The 21,121-nt window shown below is 69.4% G+C and carries 18 protein-coding genes; 9 read left to right on the forward strand and 9 right to left on the reverse strand.

Annotated features, from left to right (window positions below; genetic code table 11):
- Window positions 1-152: 152 nt before the first annotated feature.
- From AB0B90_RS24140 to AB0B90_RS24155, 4 genes are all read right to left on the reverse strand, one after another.
- The gene (locus AB0B90_RS24140) at window positions 153-1,097 is read right to left on the reverse strand and encodes a hypothetical protein (RefSeq protein WP_362924903.1); all 945 of its coding nucleotides are present in this window, start codon (window positions 1,095-1,097) and stop codon (window positions 153-155) included.
- Between the two features lie 52 nt (window positions 1,098-1,149).
- Window positions 1,150-1,701: a hypothetical protein gene (locus tag AB0B90_RS24145; RefSeq protein WP_350946061.1), complete on the reverse strand. Its 552-nt coding sequence runs from the start codon at window positions 1,699-1,701 to the stop codon at window positions 1,150-1,152.
- A gap of 595 nt (window positions 1,702-2,296) precedes the next feature.
- Window positions 2,297-3,277, reverse strand: coding sequence for a LacI family DNA-binding transcriptional regulator (locus tag AB0B90_RS24150; RefSeq protein ID WP_350946060.1), 981 nt, complete (start codon window positions 3,275-3,277; stop codon window positions 2,297-2,299).
- Between the two features lie 84 nt (window positions 3,278-3,361).
- A complete protein-coding gene (locus AB0B90_RS24155) occupies window positions 3,362-4,999 on the reverse strand; it encodes an ABC-F family ATP-binding cassette domain-containing protein (protein ID WP_350946059.1) in 1,638 nt (545 codons plus the stop codon).
- A gap of 333 nt (window positions 5,000-5,332) precedes the next feature.
- Between AB0B90_RS24155 and AB0B90_RS24160 the strand changes: the two genes are divergently transcribed.
- Both AB0B90_RS24160 and AB0B90_RS24165 read left to right on the forward strand, forming a co-directional pair.
- Window positions 5,333-6,067 carry a hypothetical protein gene (locus tag AB0B90_RS24160; RefSeq protein WP_350946058.1) on the forward strand — a complete coding sequence of 245 codons (735 nt, stop codon included), beginning with the start codon at window positions 5,333-5,335 and terminating at the stop codon, window positions 6,065-6,067.
- A gap of 177 nt (window positions 6,068-6,244) precedes the next feature.
- Window positions 6,245-7,396, forward strand: a complete 1,152-nt coding sequence (locus tag AB0B90_RS24165; RefSeq protein WP_350946057.1) for an acyl-CoA dehydrogenase family protein — start codon at window positions 6,245-6,247, stop codon at window positions 7,394-7,396.
- 51 nt (window positions 7,397-7,447) lie between these two features.
- Here AB0B90_RS24165 and AB0B90_RS24170 read toward each other — a convergent pair whose 3' ends face one another.
- From AB0B90_RS24170 to AB0B90_RS24185, 4 genes are all read right to left on the reverse strand, one after another.
- The gene (locus tag AB0B90_RS24170) at window positions 7,448-8,488 is read right to left on the reverse strand and encodes a family 2 encapsulin nanocompartment cargo protein polyprenyl transferase (RefSeq protein WP_362924907.1); all 1,041 of its coding nucleotides are present in this window, start codon (window positions 8,486-8,488) and stop codon (window positions 7,448-7,450) included.
- 57 nt (window positions 8,489-8,545) lie between these two features.
- Complete coding sequence (locus tag AB0B90_RS24175) at window positions 8,546-9,931, reverse strand: family 2B encapsulin nanocompartment shell protein (protein WP_350946055.1); 1,386 nt, start codon at window positions 9,929-9,931, stop codon at window positions 8,546-8,548.
- Between the two features lie 592 nt (window positions 9,932-10,523).
- A complete protein-coding gene (locus AB0B90_RS24180; protein ID WP_362924910.1) occupies window positions 10,524-11,717 on the reverse strand; it encodes a glycosyltransferase family 4 protein in 1,194 nt (397 codons plus the stop codon).
- On the reverse strand, window positions 11,714-12,511 hold the full coding sequence (locus AB0B90_RS24185) for a sulfotransferase (RefSeq protein ID WP_362924912.1): 798 nt from the start codon (window positions 12,509-12,511) through the stop codon (window positions 11,714-11,716). Before AB0B90_RS24185 ends, AB0B90_RS24180 begins: the two co-directional genes overlap by 4 nt.
- A 296-nt stretch (window positions 12,512-12,807) precedes the next feature.
- On the opposite strand from AB0B90_RS24185, the gene AB0B90_RS24190 reads away from it, so the two are divergent.
- Together AB0B90_RS24190 and AB0B90_RS24195 are read left to right on the forward strand one after the other, a co-directional pair.
- Window positions 12,808-13,293, forward strand: a complete 486-nt coding sequence (locus tag AB0B90_RS24190; protein WP_362924914.1) for a hypothetical protein — start codon at window positions 12,808-12,810, stop codon at window positions 13,291-13,293.
- Window positions 13,294-13,510: 217 nt separating this feature from the next.
- A complete protein-coding gene (locus AB0B90_RS24195; RefSeq protein WP_350946051.1) occupies window positions 13,511-14,377 on the forward strand; it encodes an NAD(+)/NADH kinase in 867 nt (288 codons plus the stop codon).
- A gap of 154 nt (window positions 14,378-14,531) precedes the next feature.
- Here the strand turns inward: AB0B90_RS24195 and AB0B90_RS24200 are convergent, their stop codons facing one another.
- Window positions 14,532-15,239: a GntR family transcriptional regulator gene (locus AB0B90_RS24200; protein WP_350946050.1), complete on the reverse strand. Its 708-nt coding sequence runs from the start codon at window positions 15,237-15,239 to the stop codon at window positions 14,532-14,534.
- Between the two features lie 202 nt (window positions 15,240-15,441).
- On the opposite strand from AB0B90_RS24200, the gene AB0B90_RS24205 reads away from it, so the two are divergent.
- The 5 genes from AB0B90_RS24205 (at window position 15,442) to AB0B90_RS24225 (ending at window position 21,114) form a co-directional block, all read left to right on the forward strand.
- A complete protein-coding gene (locus AB0B90_RS24205; RefSeq protein WP_350946049.1) occupies window positions 15,442-16,242 on the forward strand; it encodes a thiamine pyrophosphate-dependent enzyme in 801 nt (266 codons plus the stop codon).
- Complete coding sequence (locus AB0B90_RS24210) at window positions 16,235-17,239, forward strand: transketolase C-terminal domain-containing protein (protein WP_362924917.1); 1,005 nt, start codon at window positions 16,235-16,237, stop codon at window positions 17,237-17,239. The genes AB0B90_RS24205 and AB0B90_RS24210 overlap by 8 nt, the downstream gene beginning before the upstream one ends.
- A gap of 13 nt (window positions 17,240-17,252) precedes the next feature.
- Window positions 17,253-18,545, forward strand: coding sequence for a Xaa-Pro peptidase family protein (locus tag AB0B90_RS24215; RefSeq protein WP_350946047.1), 1,293 nt, complete (start codon window positions 17,253-17,255; stop codon window positions 18,543-18,545).
- A gap of 14 nt (window positions 18,546-18,559) precedes the next feature.
- The gene (locus AB0B90_RS24220; RefSeq protein ID WP_350946046.1) at window positions 18,560-19,438 is read left to right on the forward strand and encodes an NAD(P)-dependent oxidoreductase; all 879 of its coding nucleotides are present in this window, start codon (window positions 18,560-18,562) and stop codon (window positions 19,436-19,438) included.
- A 479-nt stretch (window positions 19,439-19,917) separates the two neighbouring features.
- Window positions 19,918-21,114 (forward strand): ABC transporter substrate-binding protein, encoded by a 1,197-nt coding sequence (locus AB0B90_RS24225; protein WP_350946045.1) that lies wholly within the window; start codon window positions 19,918-19,920, stop codon window positions 21,112-21,114.
- Window positions 21,115-21,121 lie beyond the last annotated feature (7 nt).

Below are 21,121 nucleotides of genomic sequence, written 5' to 3' on the forward strand. Positions count from 1 at the left end.
CCGCCACCGTCCGGCACCCCCCCCCCGGCTCCCACCCCCCCCCTCACGGGCGTGCCGGCGGCCAGCGGCACGACCCACCACCCCTCCACGGCCCCCCGGGGGGGGCACCCCCCCCCCGCCACGGCCACCGGGCCGCGACCTCGGAGGGAGCGTCAGCTCACCGAGGTCGCGGCCCGGCGCCTGCGGCGCACCACGATGCCGAGGGCGGTGGCGGGCACGATCAGGCCGGCCACCAGTCCCACCAGGGGCAGGTAGTTCTCGTCGGGCTCGACGGACAGGCCCGCACCCGCCGCCGGGAAGGTGAGGGTGGCGGTGGCCATCCGTTTCACCATGCCGCTCATCAGGGTCAGCCTGGCCTTCCAGGGGCCGTCGGGCATGCGCCGGTCCATGGTCACGGTCACCCGGGCGGCGGCGTCCGGAAGCAGCGTGACGCCCAGGTCAGCGGGGAAAGGCCCGGCCTGCAGACCGCCGGGGCCCTCCGTGAGCGACACCGACCCGTTCATGTCCAGGGTCCGCTCGCCGGTGTTGCGGACCTGTGCCACCAGCTGCGGGCTGCCGTCCGGGGCCCGCGCGGGCGTCAGTGTCTCGATCCGGAAGTCCGACGGAGGTTCGCCGCCCGGCCCGACATCGAGGTAGACGCGGATCCCGACCCGGTTGACGACGCGTACGGGGTGAGTGTCGTCGGGTTCGGCGACCGCCTCCGCCCAGACGACACCGAAGCGCTCTCCGCGCGAGGCCACGGGCGGCACTTTGATCGTTACCTGGGCGGTCGACGTGCCGCCCGGCGGCAGGTCGACCGAGTCTCGGTCGAGCGACATCCAGCCCACCAGTTCGTTCCTGGGGCGGCCCGCCGGCGCGTTGAAACTGTTGCGCGCGACATTGGCTGCGGCCGGATACAGGCTGATGTGCCGAGGTTTCCCGGACGTGTTGGAGATCTCCACCTTCCGATGGATGGTGGTGCCCGGGTTGAGGTGGTCGACGATGTAGGAGAGCGCGCGAGGATCGCCGCGGTAGCTGACCGGTGCTTCGAGAAGGCGGATGCCGATCGTGCCCCGAGGGTCCGCGACCCGATTCGCGCCCGCCGACGCGCCGGCCACGCTGGAACACAGCGCGGCCAGCAGCGTCAGCGCGAACGGTCCAGCGATCCGGCTACGCCACCTGATGTGTCACCGTCCCGCTGTAGTCGCCGATCTGAGCCGTGATGGGAATGTTGACGATCAGCGTGGGGTTCCACGCCGCCGTGCTGCCGCCAGTGCCTCCCGTGTGGGCCATGGATGGGATCGCGGTCTGCGCCGTCCCCGTCAGCGGGACCGCGTCGCCCGCCGTGGGCTGTCCGGGGATGAAGGTACCGCCACCGGTGGTGGCGGTCGTCGGCCCGGACCAGTACTCCACGGAGGAGAAGGGGATCGTCAGGGCGGCGGCGGTGAAGTCCGTCGCGAACACCGTCGCGGTCCAGACCGAGGTCGCCCCGCCTCGGGTGTCCGAGACCGACACCGGGCCGATCTGCCCGGTGATCGTGCCACCGGGGGGAGCCGAGCCGAGATTGATCGGACCGGCCGGTGCGGTGATGTCCAGACTCCCCGCCTCGACGGAGAACGTGACGATCGTGTCGGCGCTGGGAGCGGCGACCGCCGGTGCCGCCAAGATGACCATGAAAGCGCCTACGCCCGCCGAGGTGAGCACGGCAAATCTCTTACGCAAGATCTTTTCCTTCCGAATGACGAAGCGTGCCTTCGGGGGGCGCAGGTGATGGATCCTCCACACTTGCCGGTACAACTCTAAGAGATCAATAACTACACAGAGTAACCGAAGCGACAAATAGAAGGCACAGAAATGTTCGAGTGACAACCAAAGCCGCAGAAGAGTGCGGAGGCGGTATGCGTCGCGATTCCACCGGATTCACGGAAGGTCGTGACCCATTACTCGACTTACTCGACCCGACGCGGGACCAGTCGCCACACGAGCCGGTTCAGGACACCCGTCAGGCGAACCGCCCCGAACCCGCGGAGCCTCCGCCGGGCACCCCGCCAGGAAGCCCGGGACACCATAACTTCTTATTTACGATATATATTCGCAATAATCGAATGTAAATTTGGAAGAAAATGACACCTTGCTGCTAGATCACCTGTGGACGTGACCGGAAGCGATCCTGCGGTGTGGTGTCCGTCATCTCGGACGCCCACGGCACCCCGCGCCCCCGGAGTGCCGGCGAGACGACCAGCCAGAGGCCCGGGTGGAGGGGACCCGCCCCACGGGACACGTGGGGCGGCGTCCCCCGCCTCGCGACCGGCGCCCCTCAGCGCCTGACCGGGCCGGTCGAGGCCCTGACCACCAGTTCGGGCTCGAAGAGCAGCTCGTCGGCCGGGACGAGGGCCTTGTCGATCTGGGCCGCGAGCAGGTCGACGACCGCGCGTCCCATCGCGTCGATCGGCTGGCGCAGCGTCGTCAGCGGCGGGTCGGTGCAGTTCATCAGCGCGGAGTCGTCATAACCGATCACCGAGACGTCGTCGGGCACGGAGAGCCCGGCCCTGCGTGCCGCCCTGATCGCGCCCAGGGCCATCACGTCGCTCGCGCAGATGACGCCGGTCACGCCCTTTCGCATCAGCCGGGCGGCCGCCGCGTGCCCCCCCTCCAGGGAGAACATGGTGTGCTCCACGAACTCGGGGTCGAGGTCGGCCGCGTCCAGCTTGCGCCGCGAGGGCACGTGGTCGGGAGGGCCGAGCACCATGCCGATCCGCTCGTGGCCCAGCGACCGCAGGTGGCCGAGCGCCATCTCGGCGGCGGCCACGTCGTCGCAGGAGACCTGCGGGAAGGCGAGGTGCGCGACCGCGGCGTTCACCAGCACGGTCGGCAGACGCCGCTCCCGCAGCAGCTCGTAATGGTCGTGGGGGGCGTCGGCCTGGGCGAACAGCCCTCCGGCGAAGACGACCCCCGACACCTGCTGCTGGAGCAGCAGATCGACGTACTCCGCCTCGGAGACTCCGCCCAGGGTCCGGGTGCACAGCACGGAGGTGAAGCCCTGCTGGGCCAGCGCGCCCCCGACCACCTCGGCGAAGGCGGGGAAGATGGGGTTCTGCAGCTCGGGGAGGACGAGCCCGACCAGCCGCGCCCTGTCGCCTCGCAGCTGGGTCGGCCGCTCGTAGCCGAGCACGTCGAGCGCCGTGAGGACGGCCTCACGGGTCGCCTCGGACACGCCGGGCTTCCCGTTGAGCACGCGACTGACCGTCGCCTCGCTCATCCCGACCTTCTTGGCCACTTCTGCAAGCCGTCGCGTCATGATGAAACTATAAGGCAAAAGAAGCAATTACTTGCAGAGACTTGCGAAAGTTACGTCATCAGTCAGGTCCCGCGAGCGTCTCGGTCACCTTTCGGCGATCCGGCCCTCGTCGACGTGGATCCGCCGGGTGGTGTGCACCGCCTCCAGCATCCGGCGGTCGTGGGTGACCAGCAGCAGCGTACCGGGATAGGAGGCGAGCGCGGACTCCAGCTGCTCGATCGCGGCCAGGTCCAGGTGGTTGGTCGGCTCGTCCAGCACGAGCAGGTTCACCCCGCGCGCCTGGAGCAGCGCGAGCGCGGCCCGGGTCCGCTCCCCCGGCGAGAGGGTGGCGGCCGGGCGCGGCACGTGCGCGGCGCGCAGGCCGAACTTGGCGAGCAGCGTGCGGACGTCACCGGGGACCATGTCGGGCACGGCCGCGCCGAAGGCGTCCACCAGGGGTTCGTCACCGAGGAAGAGCCCGCGCGCCTGGTCCACCTCCCCGACGACCACGCCGGGACCGAGCGAGGCGTTGCCCTCCTCCAGCGGGAGCCGGCCCAGAAGCGCCGCGAGCAGGGTGGACTTGCCCGAGCCGTTCGCGCCGGTGATCGCCACCCGCTCCGCCCAGCCGACCTCCAGGTTCACCGGGCCGAGGGTGAACGTGCCGCGCCGGACCACGGCGTCGCGCAGCGTCGCGACGACGGCGCCCGACCTCGGCGCCACCGCGATCTCCATGCGCAGCTCCCACTCCTTGCGGGGCTCCTCCACCTCTTCCAGCCGCTCGATCATCCGCTCGGTCTGGCGGGCCTTCGCCGCCTGCTTCTCCGTCGTCTCGGTACGGAGGTTGCGGCCGATCTTGTCGTTGTCGGGCGCCTTTCGCCGCGCGTTCTTGACGCCCTTCTCCATCCAGGCGCGCTGCATCCCCGCGCGCTGCTTGAGGGAGGCGACGGTGCCCGCGTACTCCTCGTACTCCTCGCGGGCGTGCCGACGGGCGACCTCGCGCTCGGCGAGGTATGCCTCGTAGCCGCCGCCGTGCACCCTGACCAGCTGCTGGGCGAGGTCGAGCTCGACGACCCTGTTCACGGTCCTGGCCAGGAACTCGCGGTCGTGGCTGACCAGGACGGTCCCGGCGCGCAGCCCGGTGACGAAGCGTTCGAGCCGCTCCAGCCCCTCCAGGTCGAGGTCGTTGGTGGGTTCGTCCAGCAGGAAGACGTCGTATCGGCTGAGCAGCAGGGAGGCCATGCCCGCCCGCGCGGCCTGGCCGCCGGAGAGCGCCGTCATCGGCCGGTCGAGCTCCACGGCGAGGCCGAGTTCGGCGACGACCTCGGCGGCCCGGTCCTCCAGGTCGGCGCCGCCCAGGGCGAGCCAGCGCTCCAGACCGGTGGCGTAGTCGTCGTCGGCGCCCGGGGCGCCCTCCACCAGCCCCTGGGTCGCGGCGTCCAGCGCGCGCTGCGCGGCGGCCACCCCGGTACGGCGGGCCAGGAACTCCGCGATCGTCTCGCCCGCGCGGCGCTCACGCTCCTGGGGCAGGTAGCCGACCGACGCCGAGGGCGGACTGAGCCGCACGGAGCCGTGCTCGGCGGGCAGCAGCCCCGCGAGGATCCGCAGCAGGGTTGACTTGCCCGCGCCGTTCACCCCGACCAGGCCAACGATGTCACCGGGGGCGACCACCAGGTCGAGCCCGGTGAAAAGCGCGCGGTCGCCGTGTCCGGCGGCCAGGTCCTTGGCGACGATGGTGGCACTCATACGCAAACGCTATCCGTCCGGCGACACCGCGACACCACACCCCAATTGTCCGTTATGTCCGGTTAGTGATACCGAACCTACCTGCAACCCCTCCGCCCCACAAAGAGAATTCCGACAAATCGGATATAACAGACTTGCTTCAAATAAATTTTCGGGACCCGGCGTCCGACGCCTGACCTGGCCGTTCCCGCCCAGAAACGTTACCTTACGGAGACTTAAACCTCCTTTTTTGGAGATTTTTGGCAACATCACCCGCTTCTGTGTCGTCTTATGGATGCGGGAACGGTCAACCCTGACCGTCTCCTGAAACGGGGAGAAGAGGAAAGCGTCTTGATGAAACGAATCGCCATCGGCCTGCTGTCGACCGCGGTGGGCAGCTCTCTGCTCCTGTCCGCGGGAACGGCCTCCGCGGAGCGAGTCGCTCTCAGTGTGCGCATCGACAACATCGACCCGAACCCGGTCGTCGTGAAGGGAGACGACGACACGAGGGTCTCCATCGAGGTCCGTACCACCGAGGCCACCCGCGTCGAGCTTCGCCTCAGGCCGGTCTCCGACCAGGCCCGCACCATGGCCGCCCAGGAGCCCAGGCTCCTGCACAAGGGCGACCTGTGGCGCTTCACGACCAGCTTCGACGAGAGCGACTTCGAGGGTCGCTGGGTCGCGATCGCCGACGCGTACGACAAGGACGGCAAGAAGGTGACCGACGAGGTCAACTTCTCCGTCGTGCACGAGAAGGCCGAGAAGGCCGAGACCCGCGTCTACCGGTTCTCCGCGAACCCCGAGCGCGTCCGCAAGGGCCGCTCGGTCTACTTCACCGGCAGTCTCCAGGTCGACGACAGGCGCTGGAAGGGCGTACGCGGCGAGGAGGTGGAGATCTACTTCCGCAAGCGCGGCTCCAGCGCCTGGAAGTACGTGACCTCCGCCGACACGAACTGGCAGGGTAAGTTCCGCGCCAAGGCCCGCGCGACCAAGAGCGGCGACTACCGCGCGATCTTCGACGGCACCGACAAGCTCGAGGAGAGCCGCAGCCGGACCGACGGGGTGCGTGTTTACACCCGCCGCTGGTAGTCCCGCCTGAGGCCGCGTCGCGGCCGGGTGACGCCTGACGGCGACCGACGTGAAGGCCCGGGCATCCCCCGGGCCTTCACCGTCTCCGGCATCGTCTCCGGCGTGTTCCGCTTGATGCCCCGGCTTTCGGGCATTCGGCCAAGACAGGGACACGACTACCGGAGGGGAGCCGCGCCGATGACGACCGGTGATTTCTATGACTACTTCGACCTGCTGGAGGGGCACGAGAAGGAGATCGTGCTCCGGGTGCGGGAGTTCATGGCGCGCGAGGTCGCGCCCATCGCGAACGAGTCGTGGACCAACTCCCGCTTTCCCCACGAACTGGTTCCCGGGTTCGCCAAGCTTGACATCGCGGGCCTGTCCTATCGGGGAGCGCGGAGCCTGCTGACCGGGTTCGTGGTCCTGGAGATGAACCGGGTGGATCCGTCGATGGGCACGTTCTTCGGTGTCCACAACGGCCTCGCGATGGGCAGCGTCGACCGGCTGGGCTCGGAGGAGCAGCGGGAGCGGTGGCTGGCGCCGATGGCCGCGATGGAGAAGATCGGCGCGTTCGCGCTGACGGAACCCGAGGGGGGTTCCGACGTCGCGGCCGGACTGCGCACGACGGCCCGCCGCGAGGGCGACATGTGGGTGCTCAACGGGGCCAAGCGCTGGATCGGCAACGCGACCTTCGCCGACCTGATCGTGGTGTGGGCGAAGGACGAGGCCGACGGCGCAGTCAAGGGATTCGTGGTCGAGAAGGGTACGCCCGGCTTCGCCGCGACGAAGATCGAGAACAAGATAGCCCTGCGGACGGTCCAGAACGCCGACATCACCCTCACCAACTGCCTGGTGCCGGAGATCAACCGGCTGCAGAAGGCCAACGGCTTCCGCGACACCGGCGCCATCCTGCGGCAGACCCGGGGAGGCGTGGCGTGGCAGGCGGTGGGGTGCATGATGGGCGCCTACGAGCTGGCGCTGGAGTACGCCGGGACGCGCGAGCAGTTCGGGCGGCCGATCGCGGGGTTCCAGCTCGTGCAGGACCTGCTCGTGCGGATGCTGGGCAACATCACCTGCTCACTGGGAATGGTGGTGCGGCTGGCGCAACTCCAGGACGCGGGCGTCTACAAAGACGAGCACTCGGCGATGGCCAAGGCCTTCTGCACGGCGCGGATGCGCGAGGCCGTGGGGTGGGCGAGGGAGATCCTGGGCGGTAACGGCATCGACCTCGACTACGACGTCGGCCGGTTCGTCGCCGACTCCGAGGCGATCTACTCCTACGAGGGGACGCGGGAGATCAACACCCTGATCGTGGGACGGGCGATCACCGGCATCGGCGCCTTCGTCTGAGGGCTCCACCGAGGAGACGAACGCGGAGGCGCCCGCCCGCCTCCGCACCGTCTAGTGGTCGCGGCGGGTGACGAGACGAGCGAGGGTGGTCAGCTCCGCGGCGGGCCGGGGCGGCGCACCCACGGCCTCCAGGTGACGCAGTGCCCGCGCGAGCAGCTCGTCGGCCTCCACCCGCGTCCAGTCGCGCCCGCCCGCGGCCTCGACGAGCGTGGCCGCGTGGACCAGCTCGTCGTCGGAGAGCGGCTGCTCCCGGTGGTAGAGCCCGGCCAGCTCCCGTCCGGCCGGGGTGCCCGAGGTGAGGGCCGCGACGACCGGGACGGACTTCTTGCGGCTGCGCAGATCCGAGTGGACGGGCTTGCCGGTCGTCGCGGGATCTCCCCAGATGCCGAGCAGGTCGTCGACGAGCTGGAACGCGAGCCCCAGGTCCCTGCCGAAGGCGACGAGGTGCTCGACCTGCTCGGGAGTGCCACCGCCGAACAGCGCGCCGAGCCCGCACGCGCACCCCAGCAGGGCCCCGGTCTTACCGGTCGCCATGCTCAGGCAGTCGGCCGGCCCGACATCCCGGCGATCCTCGAAGGCGACGTCCGCGCTCTGGCCGTCCAGGAGCTCCTGCACGGCGGTGCTGAATATCCGGGTCGCCTCGACGGTCGCCGGGTGCCCTCCGGTCGCGAGCACGTCGAAGGCGAGCGTCAGCAGCGCGTCACCGGCCAGGATCGCCGGGCTGACGCCGAAGACGGCCCAGGCCGTGGGGCGGTGGCGGCGGGTCCGGTCACCGTCCATCACGTCGTCGTGCAGCAGGGAGAAGTCGTGCACCAGCTCGACGGCCGCCGCCGGTCGAAGGGCCGAGACGGCGGTCCCCCCGACGGCTTCGGCCGAGAGCAGGGCGAGCGCGGGACGGAGCGCCTTGCCCCCGCCGATCGTGGACGGCCTGCCCTGCTCGTCCCACCAGCCGAACTGGTATCCGGCGATTCGCCGCATCGAGGCGGGCAGCGTGTCGGCCGCCGGGCGCAGGGTCGCCTCGACCATGTCCCGGCTCCAGGCGAGCACCTCACCCGCGGACCGCCCGTTCGTCGACATCTCGATGGTCGTCATCCTTGCTCTCCCTCGCTCAGCGGCCGGTCCGAAGGTGGTGGGTCGCCCGGCCCGTCCTCAGTGGCCGATCTCGACGTCTTCCAGGATGCCGAGCGCGTCGGGCACCAGGACGGCGGCGGAGTAGTAGGCGCTGACCAGGTAGGAGATGATCGCCTTCTCGCTGATGCCCATGAAGCGAACCGACAGGCTCGGCTGGTATTCGTCCGGGATGCCGGTCTGGTGCAGGCCGATGACCCCCTGGTTGTCCTCGCCGACGCGCATCGCCAGGATCGAGGTGGTGCGGGTGGAGGTGATGGGGATCTTGCTGCAGGAGAAGATGGGGACGCCGCGCCAGGCGGGCACCCCGCTGCCGCCGACGTCGACGCCCTGCGGGTAGAGTCCGCGCGCGTTGCACTCGCGACCGAAGGCGGCGATGGCGTGCGGGTGGGCGAGGAAGAAGCTCGTGCTCCTGCGACGGCTGAGCAGCTCGTCGAGGTCGTCGGGGGTGGGCGGGCCGCTGCGGGTGTGGATCCGCTGCTTGAGGTCGGCGTTGTGCAGCAGCCCGAACTCGCGGTTGTTGATCAGCTCGTGCTCCTGGCGCTCGCGCAGCACCTCGATCGTGAGCCGGAGCTGCTGCTCGATCTGGTCCATCGGGTCGTTGTAGAGGTCGGCCACCCGGGTGTGCACCCGCAGGACCGTCTGCGCGACGCTCAGCTGGTATTCGCGCGGGGTGAGCTCGTAGTCGACGAACGTGCCCGGCAGGTCGGCCTCCCCCGCGTGCCCGGCGGCCACCTCGACGGCGGCCTCGCCGTACTTGTTCTGCGGCCCGCGCTCGGCCGTCTCCCGCTGCCGCAGGTGGGCCTGGAGCGGCTCGGCCTGCCCGGCCAGCTCAAGGAACGCGTGCCGGGGCAGGACCATCGCCGTGCCACTGGTGACCGCCTTGGCGGTGAACGGCCACTCGCCCTCGTCACCGACGAGCGCGTCGTCACCGAAGTGGTCGCCCGCGGCGAGCACGGTCAGCACGATCTCGTCGCCGTACGGACCCGTGCCGAGCTTGTTGACCTTGCCGTGCGCGATGAGCACGACCTCGTCGGCCGGCTGTCCCGCCTCCACGAGCACGTCGCCGGCCTGGAAGTCGCGCTGGACGAACCTGCCCGCCAGCGCGTCGAGGACGTCGGAGTCGTCGAACCCGCGCAGCAGGGGCAGCTCGCACAGCTCGGCCGGGATGACCGCCACCTGCGACCCCGAGTTGGTGAAGCTCACCCGCCCGTCACCGATCGTGTAGCTCAGCCGCCGGTTGACGCGGTAGGTGCCGCCCGAGACCTGCGTCCAGGGGAGCATCCGCAGCAGCCACCGTGAGGTGATCTCCTGCATCTGGGGAGTCGACTTGGTCGTCGTCGCCAGGTTACGCGCGGCGTCCGTACTCAAGCTCAGCTGCGACCGGCCAGCCTCGAACTCCGTCACAACACACCACCGATCCGTACTCGTATCTGACAGGGGAGAAAAAGACATGAAACAGCCAGGGGGGAACGTCAATTACCCGCGACAGAAACGGCAGAATCGTTGACCCCCCGATGCGCGGAGCCGGATACGGCCCGCCATCGTGGACGCCTCAATATTGGGAGGTCCTTAAATAACCTGTCAAGCATTGACTACGATCCGGCCGGCAATTAAAAAAGTCGCCATCGCCAAATGCCCGAAAAACATTGAATGTCTTGTTCATCGCGGCGCCGCACGCATACGACGGGCTCCGCGGGCCGGGGTGTCCGCCATGACGGACACGGCATCACGCATCCTCGGCGACCGGCGCCGCGACGCGGAAACCCCTCGCGTGAAACGGGCCCAGGTCACGTCCTCGCGACCTGGGCGCACCCCGGACAGGCCGGCGGCCGATCCCGGACGCTCCCCGGTCGTCCCGGACACGCCCATATCCCGGGCGCCCGGACACACCCGCGGCCTCGCACGAAAACGCGACGGCACAGCGACGAAAAATGCGAAATATGAACCAGAGCGACATTTCCCTTAAAAGCGGAAAGTCGGGCAAAGCTGGTAAGTATTACCGTTCCGGCGCGCGGTCCAGAAGCTCGGCGAACAGGTTCTCCCAGAGCGGCATGACCACCTCGGGCGTGTAGTCGCGCGCGGTGACGATCGCGGCGGCCCCGATCCGCTCCCGCAACTCCCGGTCCTCGATGAGCCGGACCATCGCCGCCGCCAGCGCGTCGACGTCCTTGGGCGGGACGAGCAGCCCGTCGACGCCGGGGGTGAGCACGTCGGCCGGGCCGGTCGGGCAGTCGAAGGCGACCACGGGCAGCGCCTGGGCCATCGCCTCGATCATCACCATCGGCAACCCCTCGAACCGCGAGCTGAGCACGTAGAAGGACGCCTTGGCCAGCTCCTCGTCGAGGTGCTCGGTCCGTCCCATCAAGGTGACGTTGTCGCCCAGCGCGTGCTCCTTCAGGAGCTCGCGCAGCTTGTCCTTCTTCGGGCCGGTGCCGTAGATGCGCAGCCGCCAGTCCGGGTGGCGGTCGACGACCTGCCGGAACGCGGGGATCAGCAGGTCGAACCCCTTCTGCCCGACGAGCCGCCCGGCCGCGACCGCGAGCCTCCCCTCCCGTTCGGCGGGCGGCTGCCGCACCGGGCCGACCGCGTTGGGTATCCGCACGACGGGGGTGTCGGGCAGAAGCTCCTGGTATTCCTTCCTGTCGGTCCCGGTGAGCACGGCCACCGCGTCCAGGCCGCCGTAGTGGCGGGCGATCGCCGACCGGACCGCCGCGGGGTGGGTGGCCAGGTTCATGTGTTCCTGGGCGACCCTGACGACGCTCGTGGGAGTGCGCCGGGCGGAGATGAGGTTCAGCGCGGGACGGGTGGTGACCAGGATGCCGTCCTGGAGCGCGGAGACGTACTCGATGACGGCCCGCTCCACGCGCTCGGTGAAGTAGGAGGCCGCGAACTCCCCCGCGGGCACGATCTTGCCGCGGATCCGCCGCCAGGCCTTGCGTCCCACCGAGTCGACCGGCCTGGCCTCCCGCTGGTCCGACAGCGCCAGGAGACGGACGCGCTCGTCGATCGGGAACTGCGGGCTCTCCCTGCGGCGCACCACGCTGACGATCTCGACCTCGTGTCCGGCCGCGGCCATCGCGTTCGCCTGGTTGATCACCGTGCGGATCGTTCCACCCATGCCGTACGCGTGCAGGAGCATGTAGCGGATCTTCATCGCACCGGGAGCTCCGGGCACCCCCGGGGCCGTCACGCGGGCTCCGCGGCGCGCGGCAGGTATCCCCAGCTCTCACACATCGGCCTGAGCGGCTCGGGGATCTCCTCCGTCGTCGGCAGCTCGCGCGCGGGCTGCACGCTCCCGGAGCGGATCTTGTCCTTCCAGTCGCCCAGCCCCTTCTCCAGCACGGACTGCTCCCCGTACGTCAGCATCTCCGGCTCCCAGGGAACGCCGAGGAAGTCACACAGGCGGCGCCCTTCGGTCTCGGGGTCGGCGGTCAGGTCCTCGTAGCGCACGGTGCACCCGCTGAGCGCCCCCCGGGCCCGCTGCACGGCCTTCATGTAGCGAAGGGCGTCGAGCGCCGCCTCCTCGGGCGTCCTCTTGCCCGCGCCCGCCTCGTACCACGAACTCGCGATGGACGCCGGGTGGCGCAGCAGGAAGACGAACCGGGCGTCCGGCCAGCACGCGGCGATCCGCCGGTACGCGAAGGCGTTGGCCGGAGTCTTGTCCACGACGAACGTCTTGCCGCTTTTGACCAGCTCGCGGTGCAGCACGCGGTCCCACAGCAGGTGTTCCAGGTCGGCCCGGTCGTGCCCGAGCGCCCCCATCGCCTTCTCCGCCAGCGAGGTGCCGAACTCCACCCGCAGCCTTCGGACGTGCAGCTCGTGCGGGGCGTGCAGCATGGAGTGGGCGTTGAGCAGGACCCTCAGCAGCGTGGAACCGGACCGCACCGGCGAGAGGATGAAGATCGGGGCGATCAGCAGCCGGTCGATCTTCGGGTCCGAGGGCGGCCTGAACGATTCCTCCGCCGCCGCCGCGGGTGCCCTCACCGCCACCGGTGGACCAACTTTTCCTACTCGGTTAAGCTGGAATCCGGTGAGCCTGACAAGTGCGTTGTTTGCCTTGCGCTGCCAGTCCATGCCCAGGGAGGGTAGCCACCTTTCCTGGCATTTAACTGTGTGTTCACTCAAGACCACCTCTTCGCGCACGGCCCGAAGCCGGTGATTCACGCTCTCCACCCGGGGTAGGGACACGTTCCCACAGCTCAGAGGGCATGCAGCCGACAGCGACCGAGCTCCGGCACACCGCCCCGAGCACCGCCGCCGCCCCGCGAGGAGGAGATCGGGTGACCCACGACGTACGGCCGGAGACGGCCTCCTCCCGAACCTCGCCCGACGCCTCGTCCCGCGTCGATGCCGCAACCGAGGCCGACAGCAGTGCCGATACCGGGGCCGATACCGGGGCCGATATCGAGGTCGACGACGCGACCGCCGAGGCCCTGGGCAAGCTCTCCGAGGCCTTGGAGACGACCCAGAGGGCTCGCGGACACCTCTACTCCTTCCACCAGCTGACCGGCCACGCCGACCTGCAACTCGACGAGGCCGTGGAACTGCTGCGCGCCGCGGGCCACCCCGAGATGGCCGACATGGTGACCCGCGAGCTGATCGGCCTGGACGTCATCCCCGACAGGTGGACCTTCCAGATCGTGGAGGAGTACGAGGACGGCTACCACGCCGCCTTCACCGGCGTGGAAAGGCGGATCAGGGAGCGGCTCGCCGGCGGGCGCCGCCACCTCCACGAGGCGCGGATGAAGAAAAGGCGCCAGGGCTGAGGCTCTCCACCTCCGCCACGCCCGAAAGCCCCTGCGCCTGGAAGCCCGTTCCTCGCCGCCGAACCCTTATCTGTGCCCGGCGCTCGCACCTGTGCCCGCACTCACCGCGGGGCCTGCCACCCAAGGGCTCGCCCGCTCCTCGCCGCCGTACCCCGATCTCGCGGACCGCGGGATTCGGCGTACGGATCCGATGGCGGCTCCCCGTACAGTGTGAGGCATGGGGATGGTCAAGACCGTGGGACTGGTTCTGCACCCGCAGCGCGATTCGAAGGTGGCCATCGACACGATCGTGGAGTGGGCCCGCGCCCGCGACGTCACGGTGCTCGGGCTGCCCGACGAGGTCGGGCGCATCGACTGCAGCGCCGTCGCGGTCGACGCCCCCACCCTGGTCGACCGCGCCGACCTGCTCGTCAGCCTCGGCGGCGACGGCACGATGCTGCGCACCATGCGGCTCGCCTCGGAGCGCAAGCTCCCCGTCCTGGGCGTCAATCTCGGCAAGCTGGGATTCCTCGCGGAGATCGACGTCGACGAGCTGCCTCCCGCGCTGTCGGCCATCGACAACCACGACTACAGCGTCGAGCCGCGCATGGCGGTGCGGGCGACCCTGCCCGACGGCACGACGATGACCGCGTTCAACGACATCGCCCTGGTGCGGATACCGGGTGACGGGCTGTCGGCGGTGTCGATCACCGTAGAGGGCCATCCCTTCGTGCGCTACGCGGCCGACGCGGTGATCGTGGCCACCCCCACCGGGTCGACCGCCTACAGCTTCTCCGCGGGCGGCCCCATCGTGTCGCCGACGGTCGAGGGGTTCCTGGTGGTTCCCGCCGCCGCGCACTCGTCGTTCAACCGGGCCCTCGTGCTGTCGGCCGACGAGCGGGTGGTGCTCGACCTGCTGCCGACGAGCGGACGACTCGCCGTGGAGGTGGACGGCGCGGTGGCCGCGCACCTGACACCCGGGGACGCGCTTGGTATCACCGCGATCCGCGCCGCCGCCTGGGTGGTCAGGCTCGGCCCCAAGAGCTTCTACGACCGCGCCCGCCGCAAGCTCCGCGTCAACGGCAGCGCCGAGGTCGACCAGTAGCCGGATCTCGTCGTGGCGGAGCCGACACCTCAGGTGGCGACCGTCCTGTCACAGGGACCTCACCCGTGCCGGCCCGAGGGCCGGATCACCCGTCCGCCGTCTTTCCCGGCGTGAGCCCCTCAAGGCATGCGGCCCGCGATGTTTTCTCGCGACGCTAACGGCGGCTGCGCTCGATGTGCTGGAGCATCACCTCGTGGTGGTGACGGATCGCGGCGCGGGTGGCGGTGTCGTCACCGGCGGTCATCCCGTCCAGGATGGGCTTGTGAATGGCCATCTGAGCGTCGGCGCTGTCCGGTAACAGCCAGTCGGGGATCAGGTCCCTGTTGACCCAGTCGTCGTACTCGTAAGAGATGATCGCGGTGTGGACCGCCTCGTAGATCGAGGTCAGGAACGGGTTGCCGGAGGTCCGGACGACCGCCGCGTGGAAGACCGTGTCGGCGGCGATCCACGCCGACGTGCCGTGGGCCATGCTCTCCTTGAGGCGTTGCAGCGCCGACCTCACCTCGGCGAGGTCGGTTTCGGGGTTTCGCAGCCCTTCGGTCGCGCCCAGCGTCTCCAGCCAGAGCCTCAGGTCGACCAGGCGTGACAGGGACTGCCTGTCGAGGTCGAGCATCAGGTTGACGGAGGCGGCCAGGCCCGACTCCGGGCGGCGCATCACGTACGCTCCCGAGCCCTGCTTGATCTCGACAAGCCCCATGAGCGACAACGTGCGCAAGGCCTGGCTGACGATCGGCCGACTGGCGCCGAACATCTCCGCGAGGTGGCGCTCCGACGGCAGGCGCGCGCCTTCGGCGATGTCCTGGGTGATGATGAGCTGTCGAATCTGCTCGGCGACGTCGTCTGCGAGCCGGCTGGTCGACACGGTTCGGACGGCCCCGAACTCCACAACCTTGCGTGGGCGTGAACCGTTTTCGTGGTCCGCCAGCGCCATGGATTCCTCCAGTTTGACCAAGACGAGAGAGAGCGTACGCCCGCCACGGAACCGCCAGGAAGAGGGCTTGACACGGCATAAGCTCTGTGGTTGTACTAAAGCGGCATAGCCACTTTACCACTAGAGAGCAGACATGGACCAAAAAACCGAGTCACTCGCCGCGTTGGCCGACCGCATCCGGCTTCACGCCGTGCGGATGGTGGCGACGCATGGGCTTGGCTATCTGGGACAGGCGCTGTCGTCGGCCGAGATCCTGGCGACCGTCTACGGCAGGGTGTACCGACCCGAGGTGGACCGCATCGTGATCTCACCGGGCCACTATGTGATCGGAGCGTTCGCGGCGGCGGCCGAGTGCGGCCTGCTCGATCCGGCCGCGCTCGCGACCTACGGTCACGACGGCTCGCGTTTGGAGGCGATCGGCACGGAACGCTCCCCCTCGATCGACCTCACCTGCGGATCGCTGGGTCAGGGCCTGTCCGCCGCGGTCGGCTTCGCGCTCTCCGACCGGCTGCTGGGCCGCACCGACGCCAGGACCGTGGTGCTCGTCAGCGACGGCGAGTTGGAGGAGGGCCAGGTCTGGGAGGCGGCGATGTTCGCCGCCCACCACGGGCTCGGCGGCATCATCGCGCTCGTCGACGCGAACAACTCCCAGGTGGACGGCCCGGTCGCGGAGATCACCACGATCGAGCCCGTCGCCGACAAGTGGCGCGCGTTCGGGTGGCACGCCCAGGACGTGGACGGCCACGACATCCAGGCGCTGGAGTCCGCGCTCGATAAGGCCGTCCGGTCCGACCGCCCCGCGGTCGTCACCGCCAGGACCGCCACGACCACCGGCCTGGACTGTCTGCCCAGCACCATCGACGGACACTTCGTCAAGCTCCCCCCGAAGTTGGCCGAGCAGGCCGTCGCCGAACTGGAGGCCCGCCTTGCGTAGACCGCCGTACCCCACAGTCCTGAAACCGTACGGCAGGACACTGCTGGATCTGGCCCGCGTCGACGAGCGGATCGTCTGCCTGTCCGGAGACCTGACCCGTCAGTGCGAGATAGACCTGTTCCGCGACGAGCTGCCGGAACGTTTCGTCAACGTCGGCATGGCCGAGGCCAACATGATCGGCATCGCCGGGGCGCTGGCCCGGGCCGGTCACGTGCCGTTCGTGCACACCTTCGGCGTCTTCGCCACCCGGCGCCCGTTCGACCAGATCGTCAACGCCGTCGCGTACCCGAACCTGCCGGTGCGCATCGTCGGCTTCATGCCGGGCATCTCCAGCCCCGGTGGCCCGAGCCACCAGGCCATCGAGGACGTGGCGCTGATGCGCGCGCTGCCCAATCTGACGGTGATCGACGCCGCCGACGCCACGGAGATCCAACAGGTCGTGCCCGCGATCCTCGACCATCCGGGCCCGGTCTACCTGCGCCTCAAGCGCGGTGAGATCCCGGTGATCTTCGAGAAGGGGTACGAGTTCTCGATGCACCGCGCCCAGCGGCTGCGGACGGGTGGCGACGCGGTGATCGTCGCCAACGGCATGATGCTTCCCGCCGCCATTGTCGCCACCGACATACTCGCCGCCACCGGGATCGACTGCGGCCTCGTGCACGCCCCCGTGGTCAAGCCGCTGGACGCCGCCACGGTGGTGGACGCCGCGGCCGGGGTGCGCGCGGTCGTGACCGCGGAGAACCACACGATCGTCGGCGGCCTGGGGTCGGCGGTCGCCGAGGCCCTGGCCGAGGCCGGGTCGGGCGCCAGGCTGCGCCGGGTCGGCCTGCGGGACACCTTCGCCGAGGGCGCGCTGACCGCCCATCACCTTTTCCAGACCTACGACCTCACCACCCAGTCGATCGTCGACGCGGTGTGGGGTGTGCTCAAGCCAGGCGGCCCCGCGCCGGTCGCCCCGACAAGTCCCGCCGCCGTCGGCGAGTACTCACCAGTCTGATACGGGAGGCCCTGTGACCAATTTCTATGCTCCACCGGCTGAGACCGGCTCGATCGCCTCACTCGGCGCGACCATGGGTGTCGACTGGGAGGAACGAGTCAACTTCGACCGGCTCCGCAGGGAGCGCTTCGCCAAGGTGCAGAACGCGTTCGCCCACTCCGACCTGGGCGCGCTTGTTCTGTTCGACATGAACAACATCCGCTACACGACCGGCACCCACATCGGGAACTGGGCGCGCGACAAGCTTTTCCGGTGCGCGCTCGTGATGCGGGACCAGGAGCCGATCCTGTGGGACATCGGTTCGGCCGCACGCACGCACCAGCGGTTCGCGCCCTGGTTCGGCAAGGAGAGCTGGCAGGCGGGCCTGTCCAGCTGGCGTGGCTCGATTCCCGAGGAGGTGGGTGTCGAGCGGGGCAACGCGGCCAGGATCGCCCAGCTGCTCCGCGACCACGGCCTGGCAGGTGAGCCGATCGGTGTCGACGTGGTCGAGTTGCCGGTGCTGCGCGCCCTGGAGGGCGCCGGTCTCACCGTCGTCGACGGACACTCGTTCATGCAGGACGTCCGCGCGGTCAAAACCCCCGACGAGATCGCCCTGCTGGACCATTCGGCCGGCCTGGTGGACGGGGCCTACGAGGAGCTGTTCCGCACCCTGCGGCCGGGCATCCGCGAGAACGACTGCGTGGCGCTGGTCAACCGTTATCTCTACGAGCACGGCTCGGAAGAGGTCGAGGCGGTCAACTCCATCTCCGGCGGCCGCTGCAGCCCGCATCCGCACGTGTTCTCCGACCGCCTGATCCGGCCCGGCGACACCGCGTACTTCGACATCATCCACTCCTTCAACGGCTACCGGACCTGCTACTACCGGACGTTCAACGTCGGAGGGGCCGGCCTGGCCCAGGTGGAGGCGTACCGGCGGGCCCGGGAGTTCATGGACAACGCGATCGCCGAGATCCGTCCCGGCGCGACCTCGGCCGACGTGGTCCGGCACTTCCCGGCCGCTCAGGAGTTCGGGTACGCCAACGAGGAGGAGGCGTTCGGGCTGCAGTACTGCCACGGGCTCGGCCTGTCCAACTGGGAGCGGCCGCTGATGAGCCGGTACCACTCCTTCGAGCATCCGGTGACGTTGCAGGAGGGCATGGTCTTCGCGATCGAGACCTACTGGCCGACGCCGGACGGCAGCGCCGCCGCGCGCATCGAGGAGGAGGTCGTGGTGACCGCGGACGGCTGCCAGCTGCTCACCCGATTCCCGGCCGACCAGCTGTACGTGACGGGCATCCGGTATACGCGGGGCGCCGACCTACTGTGAGCGGAGAAGAGAAGATGACAGAGATCGGCTGGATCGGCGCCGGACGGATGGGCGCGGCGATGGCCGGCCGCCTGCTGGACGCCCGCCTCCCGGTGCGGGTCTGGAACCGTACGCGGGCCAAGGCGGAGGCGCTGGTGCCGCGCGGCGCGACGGTCGCCGACGAGGTGTCCGACCTGGGCGGCTGTGACGTCGTGTTCATCATGGTCTCGACCTCGGACGACCTGCGCGAGGTGTTGCGCCGCCTCTACGAGGGAACAGCCCTGCCGGGCACGGTGGTCGACTGCTCGACCGTCTCCGCGGAGGCGTCGGCCGAGGCGCGCGCCGAGTCGGCCGCGCGCGGCGTGCGTTTCGTGGCCTCCCCGGTGAGCGGAAACCCGCATGTGGTCGCCGCCGGGGACGCGCGCCTGGTGGCGTCGGGCGACCGGGAGAGCTTCGACCTGGTCCGGCCGTTGCTGGAGACGATCGGCCAGAGCGCGGTCTACGCCGGTCCGGGAGAGGTGAGCCGACTGGTCAAGGTCTGCCACAACCTCTACCTGGGGATGATGGTCGAGTCCCTGATCGAGGTGGTGACGCTGGCCGAGAAGGGCGGTGTGGACAGGGCCGCGTTCCTGGAGTTCCTCGGCGGCACCGTGCTCGGCTCCGAGTGGGTCCGTCACCGCACCCCCGACCTGCTGGAACGGGACTGGCGTCCGACCTTCACGACCGCGCTGCTGCGCAAGGACTTCGATCTCGGCCTCGGCGCCGCCCGGACCCACGAGGTGCCGATGCCGGTGGCGAGCCTGGTGCACCAGATCATCCAGGCCGCGATCGGGCAGGGCCACCGCGACGACGACTTCCTGTCCATGTACGACGTGCAGGCGGCCAACGCCGGTCTGCGACACGACTCCACATGAGCGCTGTATGAGCGGCGTGATTCCGGTGGACGTGTCTACCGGAATGTTCGTCGCGGGCGAGCGGGTCGGGCCGTCGCCGGGCCGATCACGTCCCGGTGACCGGCCCGGCGACGACCGAGGTCGTCGCCGAAATCGCCGGTGGGAACGGTCGAGGACCTGCTCGCGGCGGTCGGCGCGGCGCCCGCGGCGGGTGGCGCCCTGGCCGGCGTCGAGGCGTTATTCGAACCTGAATGCGTGACCGCCGACCGGTAGCTACGGCTTGGTAACGAGCCGTTGGCGACCTTGACACCATGGGCGGATCATCCGTTTAAATTGGCTAAGCCACATGGCCACTAGGGCACTTCGAAGCGACATAATTACCCAAACCGGTATTTATCCGAAGATAAATAGGCACCAAAGTCAGGCATCGTTACGGGCGTGGCCACCGGCTCCGACCGTAGGAGGGAACCGGCCGTGCCACAGCACAGGGAGCTAACGACATGACACGCAAAGGGGCCGTATCGGGGATCGCCGCGCTCGCGTTCGCACTCGCCCTGACCGGTTGCGGCGGCAGCACCGTCGCGGGCGGCGAGAGTGCCGAATCAACCGGCACGAGCGACTCGATCAAGATCGGGTTCATGGTGCCGAAGTCCGGCATCTACGCCTCGATCGGCAACGACCTCGACCGAGCGATGCAGATCTACCTCGACAAGAACAACGGCGAACTGGGTGGCCGCAAGGTCGACCTGGTCACGGTCGACGAGGGCAGCACGCCGCAGACCGGCACGGCCGCCGCCCGGCGGCTCGTGCAGCAGGAGCAGGTGGCCGTCGTCACCGGCATCGTCAACAGCGCCACGGCCGTCGGCGTGGCCACGGTCTTCTCCGACGCGAAGATCCCGGTCGTCTCCACCGGCCAGGTCGCCGACAACCCGTTCTGGTGGCGGGTCGGCTGGACCAATCCGATGATGAACACATCCATCGTGGACCACCTCGTGGCCCAGGCGAAGGACAAGCCGGCCTACCTGATCGGCGCGGACTACAAGCAGGGCCGCGACATCATCGACGACGTCAAGGCCGGCCTGGAGGCCGGCGGTGTCAAGGTCGTCGGCACCACGTTCACCCCGTTCGGCACCACCCAGGACTACCAGCCGTACCTGTCGGAGATCAAGAAGAGCAAGGCCGGCACGGTGTACGCGTTCTACGCCGGCGCCGAGGCCGCCAAGTTCGTGACCCAGTACGGCCAGTTCGGTCTCAAGGACCAGGCGACGCTCTACGGTAACCAGGCGCTGACCGAGGGCAACCTCGCCGCGCAGGGCTCGGCCGCCGCCGGCGTGCTGACGAACTCGATCTACAGCCCGAGCATCGACACCCCGGTCAACAAGGAGTTCGTCGACGCGTACGTGGCCAAGTTCGACGCGCAGCCGTCCGTCTACTCCGAGGCCCAGTACGCCTCGGCCGCGGTGCTGGACAAGGCGATCGCGTCGATCGGCGACGGCGCGATCACCGGAGACGCCGTCAACGCGGCGCTGGGCAAGGTGGGCGATGTCGAAACGCCGCGCGGAACCTGGCGCTTCGACACCTTCCAGGCACCCAGCCAGACCATCTACCTGCGGCGGGCCACCGAGACCGACGGCGTCATGAGCGACCAGGTGCTCGAGGTCCTGGGCGTCTACTCCAGCGACGGCAAGAAGTCCTGAAAAGCCC

Source organism: Streptosporangium sp. NPDC049078 (assembly GCF_040648855.1).
Lineage (GTDB): Bacteria > Actinomycetota > Actinomycetes > Streptosporangiales > Streptosporangiaceae > Streptosporangium.

Bases quoted from the DNA above. Each gene is read 5' to 3' on its own strand.
- AB0B90_RS24220 (WP_350946046.1), top strand. From the start codon at position 18,560: ATGACAGAGATCGGCTGGATCGGCGCCGGACGGATGGGCGCGGCGATG.
- AB0B90_RS24155 (WP_350946059.1), bottom strand. From the start codon at position 4,999: ATGAGTGCCACCATCGTCGCCAAGGACCTGGCCGCCGGACACGGCGAC.
- AB0B90_RS24165 (WP_350946057.1), top strand. From the start codon at position 6,245: ATGACGACCGGTGATTTCTATGACTACTTCGACCTGCTGGAGGGGCAC.
- AB0B90_RS24150 (WP_350946060.1), bottom strand. From the start codon at position 3,277: ATGACGCGACGGCTTGCAGAAGTGGCCAAGAAGGTCGGGATGAGCGAG.
- AB0B90_RS24225 (WP_350946045.1), top strand. From the start codon at position 19,918: ATGACACGCAAAGGGGCCGTATCGGGGATCGCCGCGCTCGCGTTCGCA.
- AB0B90_RS24160 (WP_350946058.1), top strand. From the start codon at position 5,333: ATGAAACGAATCGCCATCGGCCTGCTGTCGACCGCGGTGGGCAGCTCT.
- AB0B90_RS24170 (WP_362924907.1), bottom strand. From the start codon at position 8,488: ATGACGACCATCGAGATGTCGACGAACGGGCGGTCCGCGGGTGAGGTG.
- AB0B90_RS24195 (WP_350946051.1), top strand. From the start codon at position 13,511: ATGGGGATGGTCAAGACCGTGGGACTGGTTCTGCACCCGCAGCGCGAT.
- AB0B90_RS24205 (WP_350946049.1), top strand. From the start codon at position 15,442: ATGGACCAAAAAACCGAGTCACTCGCCGCGTTGGCCGACCGCATCCGG.